We start from the raw sequence: 8,518 nt of genomic DNA on the forward strand, positions 1-8,518 counted from the left end.
AAGACCTCACTTGCAACATCACACTGACTTTGACTTCCAGCAGCCAAACTTATCGCATTATAAGCTAAACCAATACCCGTATCTTTTTGATCTTTTGCTTCGCCAAGCAAATAACGGCATGAGCGATTGCTATTGAATGCAAGCACGTTAAATGACAACACCTTGATACCAATTTTGTCATATAAAAAAGTACTGAACGCATTATTTTCTACAATCGTGTTACTCACCATTTGCAAAGTACTTGCTGTACTTAACTTGTTTACATCGGTATTTACGCGGCTATCCCCTGTAAATTTTATAATGCTTCCATTATCAGCATTTACCGTATTCTGTGCGATGGTATTTGCAGTTAAAGTCGTGGTCGGTTCACCACAAAACTCAAGTGTACTTTTACTATCCGAAGAACCATTTTGGATAAAACTGTTATTGGTAAACGCCAACGTGCGTTTGTTGTATGACAAATTATCCAGACAACTCATGGCGAGTACATCACCAATATTGTCGACATCATTTTGGTTTTTCTTAACGGTTTTATTACCCTGATAAATTCCACTGGCTAAAGTTAATGATGAATTATTACCTTCGAGATAAATCGCAGCCCCCTGATTTGCACTTGAATTTAAAATCGCAACACCTGTTAAAGTTGTCGCAGCACCTAGATAGAGCGCACCACCACGGCTGTCGCTCTTAGCATTTTGCAACTGGACATTACTCACCGTAATCGTAGCTTTACTATTACTGGTATTAATGAGTCGGCTCTTACCCTGACCATCAATAATCGTCTTCAAGATCGTTTTAGCTGGATAATCATTGGTTATGACATCGATCTTGCTATAGTCTTGGGGAATTTTTCCCATCAATGAAATAGATGATGCTGGAACCAGCTCCGAGTTAAGCTTATAGCTTCCTTCTTCAAGCTGAATGTAATCTATGGCAGAAGCTGCGGTATTTCCAGCACCACAGCCACCGTAAGATCGATTCAGTTCAGCCGCTTTCATCGCCATCCGAAGTGAACATTTACTGCTACCTTGATCATCAATATCATCAAAAGTATTGACATAAATGGTTTTATCTTCTGCGGCCATGAGTGACATGGCAGATAACACCATTACTGTCAGTAGTCCTTTTTTATAATTTTTCATGACTTATCCCTTATATCCCTATCCCTACTTTTTAAATCGTCTTAAACCTACAAGTCCCAATAAGGCGATTAACATTCCATAACCAAAGCTACCACCACCCGTTTTTACTTTTTTACTTTCAAAATCATTCGGTGGATCTTGTACAATTTTTCCAGGAATATCGATATAACGATTTCCAATAGAATCACTGAATCGAGTAATCGTGGTCATAACGCGAAGTTTAAACTCATCAGAACCATGCCAGTTTCCATTTGGTACATAAGTCACATTACCTTCCTGATCGAGTGTTAATGTACCTTTAGATGGCGTGTTGGTTTGCACGATTTGCAAACAACCTGCCTGCCATGCTTTACCATCTTCTCGTTTGCCCAATAAGCTTTCACATTCACTGGCAGGAAGTAGTTCCCCATCGGCTAACTGATCCGCAATCGAAAACTTCGCAGTTTCACCATACAAAATATCTTGGCCTACAGGTGAAATAGAATCCGCATCAATGACCAATTCAATCGCCCCAATGTCGCAAAGCTCTTTCGTGCTACGTGTTTTGCCACGCTGATCGACCGATTCACAACTGGAAAGACTGGTAATATTAGTCCCATCACTAAGGACACGACCTCGATTCACAATCAGCGAATCACTTAAAGTTTGATAAGACATCAAGAGTCGGGGTTTGAAGAATCCCAAAAACTGCTTTTCAGGCAAGTAATATGGACAAAGTAAACCTTCTGCTGGAGCAGCATTACATTTGCCTTCTAACTCACCCGCCAATAAGGTGTTACTGCCTATCTCGATATTTGGATCAGTCGAATTGCCACTACCGCAATCAGAAGTCTTGGTCAGATTGTTAATGAATTGGGTTTTATCCCCATCTGCAAATACACAGTTTTTTGAACCATTTTCAGAAATGATGCTGTTTGACACATAAGCATCACCTTTTGGTGCTTGAAGGTAGAAACCTGCGTTATTTCGAATCATGGTGATATTATTAATAATCATGCCATCACGTACATTGGTGATATAGCCTGTATTATTAAAAATCGTACTATTCTTTAACCCATATAAACGAGAGCTCGCGTTACCACTGGTTGAGTCATCATTAAATGCGATAGCAGAATATAACAATGTCGATTGATCTGAACCTGTCGCCTTGTTATCACGCAAAACGGTCTGATAAAGATGAAATCTTGGTAATTCACTATAAATGACTGCGCCTTGCGAGGCTGTATTATTCTGGAAAATAACATTTTGGGCACTAACGTAGCCTGCACTTTTGTCAGTAGAAACACCTTCGTTATAAATCGCGCCACCATTGACCGTGGCATGTCCATTGATCAATTTGACGTATTGCAAACCCAAAGTTTCATGGTTGAAAATTAGCCCACCATTATTAATAGGACTATTTGGATTGCCTTCCAGATTGACCTCAATCAATGAAACGCTATATTGGGGATTTTCACTATTGTCATCATATATATAGAATATACGGTCATTGCCGACCATTTTAATCGTGGCATTATTTAAACCATATTGGTTTTCACCGACACTGGTGTCATACGTTGTTTTAAGCTGTAACGCTTTCTGAATTTTAATCTGGCTATTTAATTCATAGGTTTTTTGTTTTTCCAGCAATACAACAGCAGTAGAGTCTTTTCCCCCACATCCATTATAGCCTGCTTCTGGCATTCCCTGATTGATATACTCAATTGCTTCGCGCAAAGAACAGAGATTGTCGTTCTTAACTTCGTCTGCTGTTGTGTTGACTATGATTTCGCCAGCACTATATGCATGACCAGCGACAAACAACAGCCCAACGCCTATACCCCGCTTGAGCATACCTTTCTCCTTCATTTCCATTTTCATTATTTTTGTAAAGTCGCCACGTCCTAGCAACTTTTCGTTCAATTTGCGTACTTTCGCATAGCTTGAGTAATTACTCAAGATTTTTCACATGACTAGCGATACTCATCTATCAAGGCATAGATTTGTCTCAAAGTTGCATTAGAAAGCTTGGTTTTTTCACCTTTGAGCATTTTTTCAAGCTGTGCCAATGTCTGTAATAGTAAAGACGCTTGATGAGGACCATGCAATAGCAGATATTCAATTATTTGCGGATCAAAATGCAAACCGCGACGTGCTACAGTGGATAACACCAAAGCTTCACGGTCAGCATACAGACTGCCATTGGGTACTTTCACACTCACAGCCTGTGTTAAACGCGACTGTAAATCAGGAAGTTCCAGTTTGAGTTCAATCGGAGCAACGCGAGATGAAAATACCAGTTGTCCACCGACTTCATTATTATAATTAATGAGATGAAAAACAGCCCGTTGCCAATGCGGAACGCCACTAATCGCTTCAATGTCATCTAAGGCAACCAGATCATAACGCTCCAGTGACGTAATCGCCTCAATCGGGGCATCTAAAAGTTCAAGCAATGAAACTTTGATTGCAGATTTACCTATCTCCAGATAGGAATCACATATTGCTGAAAGTAAATGACTTTTTCCAGAACCCGCCCCACCATAAATATAAAAGCGATTGACTAATCCTGCATGTAACTGACGAACGGCATCAACAACATGTCCCCAACCCGGCCCAGAAAAATCACTGATTCGGGCATCAAGTTGAGGTTCAATATCCAACTGTAGTTGACGCATACTATGTCATAAACCTCGTGAGCAACCTCTTGGCTATTTAGGTGTAGAATTGTTTGGGACATCAGTATCTTGCGGCTTTTTGATTTCAATATCAAGATCAACACTTTCAGTTTCGACACTAATATGTTCACCCCCAGCATGCTGTACGACAATGGCATCAGACCCGTATAGCTGACTATGCTCATAAGCTTCACGAACATGTCGCAACAATACCACGATAACAGCGGCGACAGGCAGAGCGATCAACATTCCCCAAAAGCCTGCAAGTTGTGCACCTGCTAGTACAGCAAAAACAACCGCCACAGGCGACAAACCGATTTTATCACCCAACAAAAATGGCTGTAGAATATAACCTTCAACGGCTTGTCCAATCATAAATACAATCACGACTAGCGCGAGTTGCATCCAGTCCACGCCGAACTGAAACAGTGTGGCAATAAGTGCTGCAATAATGCCTACAGCAAAACCTAAATACGGGATAATACTGGCCAACCCTGCTACCATCCCGATAATGAGTCCAACTTCAAGACCAATCAGTTGAAGTCCTACAGCATATACAATACCTAGTAGCAACATCACCAGAAATTGACCTTTTACAAATGCACCTAGCACACTATGACATTCGCCTACTATGCGTAGAGTACTTTCTTCATAAGGACGTGGAATGAGACGACGTAAGCTTTGCAACATACGGTTCCAATCGAGTAAGAAATAAAATGCAATTACAGGGATTAAAACAACAGTTCCACCAATTTGAATAAAACTTAGACCAGACTGAGCCAGTCTTAAAGCCATCGCTTGAATACTGTCGGCACTATAATTGGTCTGAATATATTCCATGACCACTGTTGAAATCTGATCGGTATCAATTTCCATGCGTTCCACATTAAAGGTATGTGATACCCATGGCAGAAAAGTCGCATTGATCCAATGAATGCCCGCAGGAATACTATCTCTGGCATAGATTAACTGTTGCCAAACTAAAGGAACGACATACCAGATTGCCAAAACCAACAAGATGCCAATACCAATAAATACAATCCCAATAGAGACCCAACGCGGAAGTCCAATTTTGCTGAGTTTCTCAACTAGTGGACTAAATAAATAGGCAACCAAAAATGCGACCACAAATGGAATCACAACGGGTTTAAGTAAATAAAGAACCCAAATTAAAAGTGCTATACCTGTCAAAATAAAAATGCGACGCAGGGTACGATCTTGCATAAAATCTGACCTTTTTCTAATGTATTCGTTATAGAGGCAAAAATATTTAATTAAAGATAGCATTTAAAAGCATAAATAACATAAGAGTTTCGTATATTCAGGTTATAATCTGCCGCCAATGCGGAGACTTCACTATGAGCAACTCAACTTCTACCCCAAATACTGGTTTAAGCTATAAAGATGCGGGCGTCGACATTGAAGCGGGCGACGCACTGGTCGATCGTATCAAGTCGGTAGCTAAACGTACTACTCGCCCTGAAGTCATGGGCGGTCTAGGTGGCTTTGGCGCACTCTGTAAAATTCCAAAAGGTTATGAAGAGCCTGTTTTGGTTTCTGGCACAGATGGTGTAGGCACAAAATTACGTTTAGCACTCAACCTCAATCGTCACGACACTATTGGGCAAGATCTGGTCGCCATGTGTGTCAATGATTTATTGGTCTGTGGTGCAGAACCATTATTCTTCCTCGACTATTATGCAACAGGACATTTAAATGTGGACGTTGCAGCTAATGTCGTGACTGGTATTGGGAAAGGCTGTGAGCTTGCAGGTTGCGCATTGGTAGGCGGTGAAACTGCTGAAATGCCAGGCATGTATGAAGGTGAAGATTACGACTTGGCTGGTTTTGCAGTCGGTGTGGTTGAACAAAGCAAAATTATTGATGGCTCAAAAGTAAAAGCAGGTGATGTTTTGATTGGCATCGCTTCAAGCGGCGCACATTCAAACGGCTATTCACTGCTTCGCAAAATTCTTGATGTGAAAAATGTTGATTTGACTCAACAAATTGACGGTCGTTCATTGGCTGATGTCGCAATGGAACCTACACGGATTTATGTAAAATCAGTGCTTGAACTGTGCAAACAAGTCGATGTGCATGCAATGGCACATATCACTGGTGGTGGTTTACCGGGTAATTTACCACGCGTACTTCCAAACGGTGCTCAAGCAGTAATTGATGAAGCATCTTGGGAATGGCCAGAATTGTTCAAACTACTTCAACGCGAAGGTGGTGTAGAACAGTTTGAAATGTATCGTACCTTTAACTGTGGCGTAGGCATGGTCATCGCAGTAGATGCGGCTGATGCAGATAAAACCATTGAAGTGCTGAATTCACAAGGTGAAAAAGCATGGAAAATTGGTCATATTCAGGATAATGCTGAATCTGTAGAAGGTGCTGACGAAAAAATTCGTGTGATCTTTGCATGATGAAAATTGCGGTACTTGTTTCAGGAAATGGCAGCAACTTACAAGCCCTGATTGATGCTCAATGTATGCAACATTGGTCTGGTGAAATTGTCGGTGTCATTTCCAATAAAGCAGATGCCTATGCGCTAGAGCGAGCTAAACAAGCCAACATCGAAACGCAAGTCATTGAACATAAAGCTTACCCTCACCGTGAAATGTTTGATGATGCTATGCATCATCAACTTATACAGTGGGGTGTCGACCTTGTGATACTTGCTGGTTTTATGCGAATCCTGAGTGAAAAATTTGTAAAAGCATGGGAAGGAAAAATGATTAATATTCACCCTTCCCTATTACCTTTATATAAAGGCATGCATACCCATCAACGAGTGCTTAATACTGGTGACGTTTTTCATGGCTGTACCGTTCATTATGTGACGGCGGAACTCGATGCTGGCCCTGTCTTATTACAAGGTATAGTTAAAGTTGCTCAAAATGATAATGTCAACACGTTAGCAAAACGTGTGCATGAACTTGAACATCTGATTTATCCTCAAGTGGTAGAATGGATTTGTAATCAAACTATTCAGTATCAGTCTGGTCAGGCATTATTTAAAGGCAAGCCGATTAGCAAACCTTTACAGCTCTGCCAAATGTAAAAATAAAGTGGTTACAGCCTAAGTTTCTGAAAATTTCCAATAAAAGCCAGTTAAATAATTAACTGGCTTTTAATTTTTCAGACATTTGAGTTGATAATGATATTCCCAAGCTCCTCAATCCATTTGAGTCGGCATTTCAAGATCAATGGTAGATTGTTTTTCATTCAAATCAGATGAACTGATTTTAACAAATACCATATAACTCATCATCTAATATTATCGTTGTGAAGGTCATTGAATCATTTGATTATGTATAATACTTGATCTTAAATATTACCTATAAGATGAATATTATCGGTGTAAAATTATTTCAGAATAAGAAACCCTATAAAATAAAAAGTTATTGCCTCAACAATAACTTTTTTGTTTATAATCATAAAATTGCGCGCTTGTAGCTTAACTGGATAGAGCAGTTGCCTCCTAAGTGACCGACGTGGGTTCGAGTCCCGCCGAGCGCACCATTTTNTGTCCACTTCCCTTAAACTGAGACAGTCATAACTAGAGTTTTCTGATTAAATAAGATCAGGAGACAGACATGAAAAAATCAAGATTTACCGAAAGCCAAATTATCAGCATCTTGAAAGAAGCGGATGCTGGGATGAAAGTTGACGATATTTGCCGTAAACATGGTATTGGCAATGCCACCTATTATGTATGGAAAAGCAAATATGATGGTATGGAAGCATCTGAAGTCAAGCGTATGCGTGAGTTAGAAGAAGAAAATACCAAACTTAAAAAAATGTTTGCTGAACTCAGTCTGGAAAATCATGCGATGAAGGAACTATTCGCAAAAAAGGGTTGGTGATAGCAGATCGACGAGATTGTGTGAATGCTCTAATTTCACTTGGATTGTCAGTCATGCAAGCCTGTCGTTTGAGTGGACTTAGCAAAGCCAGCTACTATCGACGAAGTACAAGTTGGCGTAAGCGAGATGCTGCTGTCATTGATGCCTTGAATTGTGTCTTGAAACAATCACCACAATCGGGCTTTTGGAAATGTTTTGGCCGTATTCGTCGTCAAGGCCATAGTTGGAATCACAAAAGGGTTTATCGAGTGTACTGTTTGATGGGTTTGAATATGCCACGTCGCCAAAAACGAGCTCTTCCTAAGCGCATTGCACAGCCCTTGAAAGTAGTGGCTCAAGCCAACCATCAATGGGCGCTAGATTTTATGAGTGACAGCCTGTATTGCGGTAGACGTTTTCGTACTTTGAATATTGTGGATGAAAGTACTAGGATGTCTGGATATTGAAGTTGATACGTCACTGCCCGCTGAACGTGTTGTCAGAGTACTGGATAGATTGGGGCAGCAACGTGGTTTACCTAAGCAACTTCGAGTTGATAATGGTCCTGAATTTATTTCGGCTAAATTACTGGACTGGTGTGAAGAACATGAGATTGAAGTGTTGCATATACAACCTGGCAAGCCACAGCAAAATACGTTCATTGAACGGTTCAATGGTTCATTCAGAAAAGAGTTTCTCAATGCATATTTATTTGAAAACTTAACTCAAGTGAGAGAAATGGCATGGTTGTGGCGTACGGATTACAACGAGCAACGTCCCCATGAGAGTTTAGGTAATTTACCCCCTGCGATTTACAGGGTAAAACTGGAAAACTCTAGTTATGACTGTCTCAGTTTAAGGGAAGTGG

General features: G+C 40.5%; 6 protein-coding genes, 1 tRNA gene and 1 pseudogene. 4 read left to right on the top strand and 4 right to left on the bottom strand.

All coding sequences use genetic code 11. The features are described 5' to 3' along the window. The 4 genes from JR005_RS14325 to cxpE form a co-directional block, all read right to left on the bottom strand. A partial coding sequence (locus JR005_RS14325) for a CSLREA domain-containing protein (protein WP_228731725.1) occupies positions 1 to 1,142 on the bottom strand: 1,142 nt, incomplete at its 3' end. A 24-nt stretch (positions 1,143 to 1,166) separates the two neighbouring features. Continuing rightward, entirely contained in the window at positions 1,167 to 2,975 is a 1,809-nt protein-coding gene (gene rbtA / locus JR005_RS00805) for a rhombotarget A (protein ID WP_218665400.1), read from the bottom strand. Between the two features lie 119 nt (positions 2,976 to 3,094). Beyond that, positions 3,095 to 3,799: a DnaA regulatory inactivator Hda gene (gene hda / locus JR005_RS00810; protein ID WP_004987277.1), complete on the bottom strand. Its 705-nt coding sequence runs from the start codon at positions 3,797 to 3,799 to the stop codon at positions 3,095 to 3,097. A 33-nt stretch (positions 3,800 to 3,832) separates the two neighbouring features. Continuing rightward, positions 3,833 to 5,023, bottom strand: coding sequence for a chloramphenicol efflux transporter CxpE (gene cxpE, locus JR005_RS00815; protein WP_125269164.1), 1,191 nt, complete (start codon positions 5,021 to 5,023; stop codon positions 3,833 to 3,835). Positions 5,024 to 5,157: 134 nt separating this feature from the next. Between cxpE and purM the strand changes: the two genes are divergently transcribed. The 4 genes and pseudogenes from purM to JR005_RS00835 form a co-directional block, all read left to right on the top strand. After that, positions 5,158 to 6,228, top strand: a complete 1,071-nt coding sequence (purM, locus tag JR005_RS00820) for a phosphoribosylformylglycinamidine cyclo-ligase (RefSeq protein WP_004987281.1) — start codon at positions 5,158 to 5,160, stop codon at positions 6,226 to 6,228. Then, a complete protein-coding gene (gene purN, locus JR005_RS00825; protein WP_218665401.1) occupies positions 6,225 to 6,866 on the top strand; it encodes a phosphoribosylglycinamide formyltransferase in 642 nt (213 codons plus the stop codon). Before purM ends, purN begins: the two co-directional genes overlap by 4 nt. A gap of 385 nt (positions 6,867 to 7,251) precedes the next feature. Next, positions 7,252 to 7,327 (top strand) — tRNA-Arg (locus JR005_RS00830). A gap of 74 nt (positions 7,328 to 7,401) precedes the next feature. Then, positions 7,402 to 8,518: pseudogene (locus JR005_RS00835) on the top strand (IS3 family transposase); the annotation flags it as partial.

The sequence above is a fragment of the Acinetobacter sp. Colony158 genome, from assembly GCF_019264745.1.
GTDB lineage: Bacteria > Pseudomonadota > Gammaproteobacteria > Pseudomonadales > Moraxellaceae > Acinetobacter > Acinetobacter ursingii.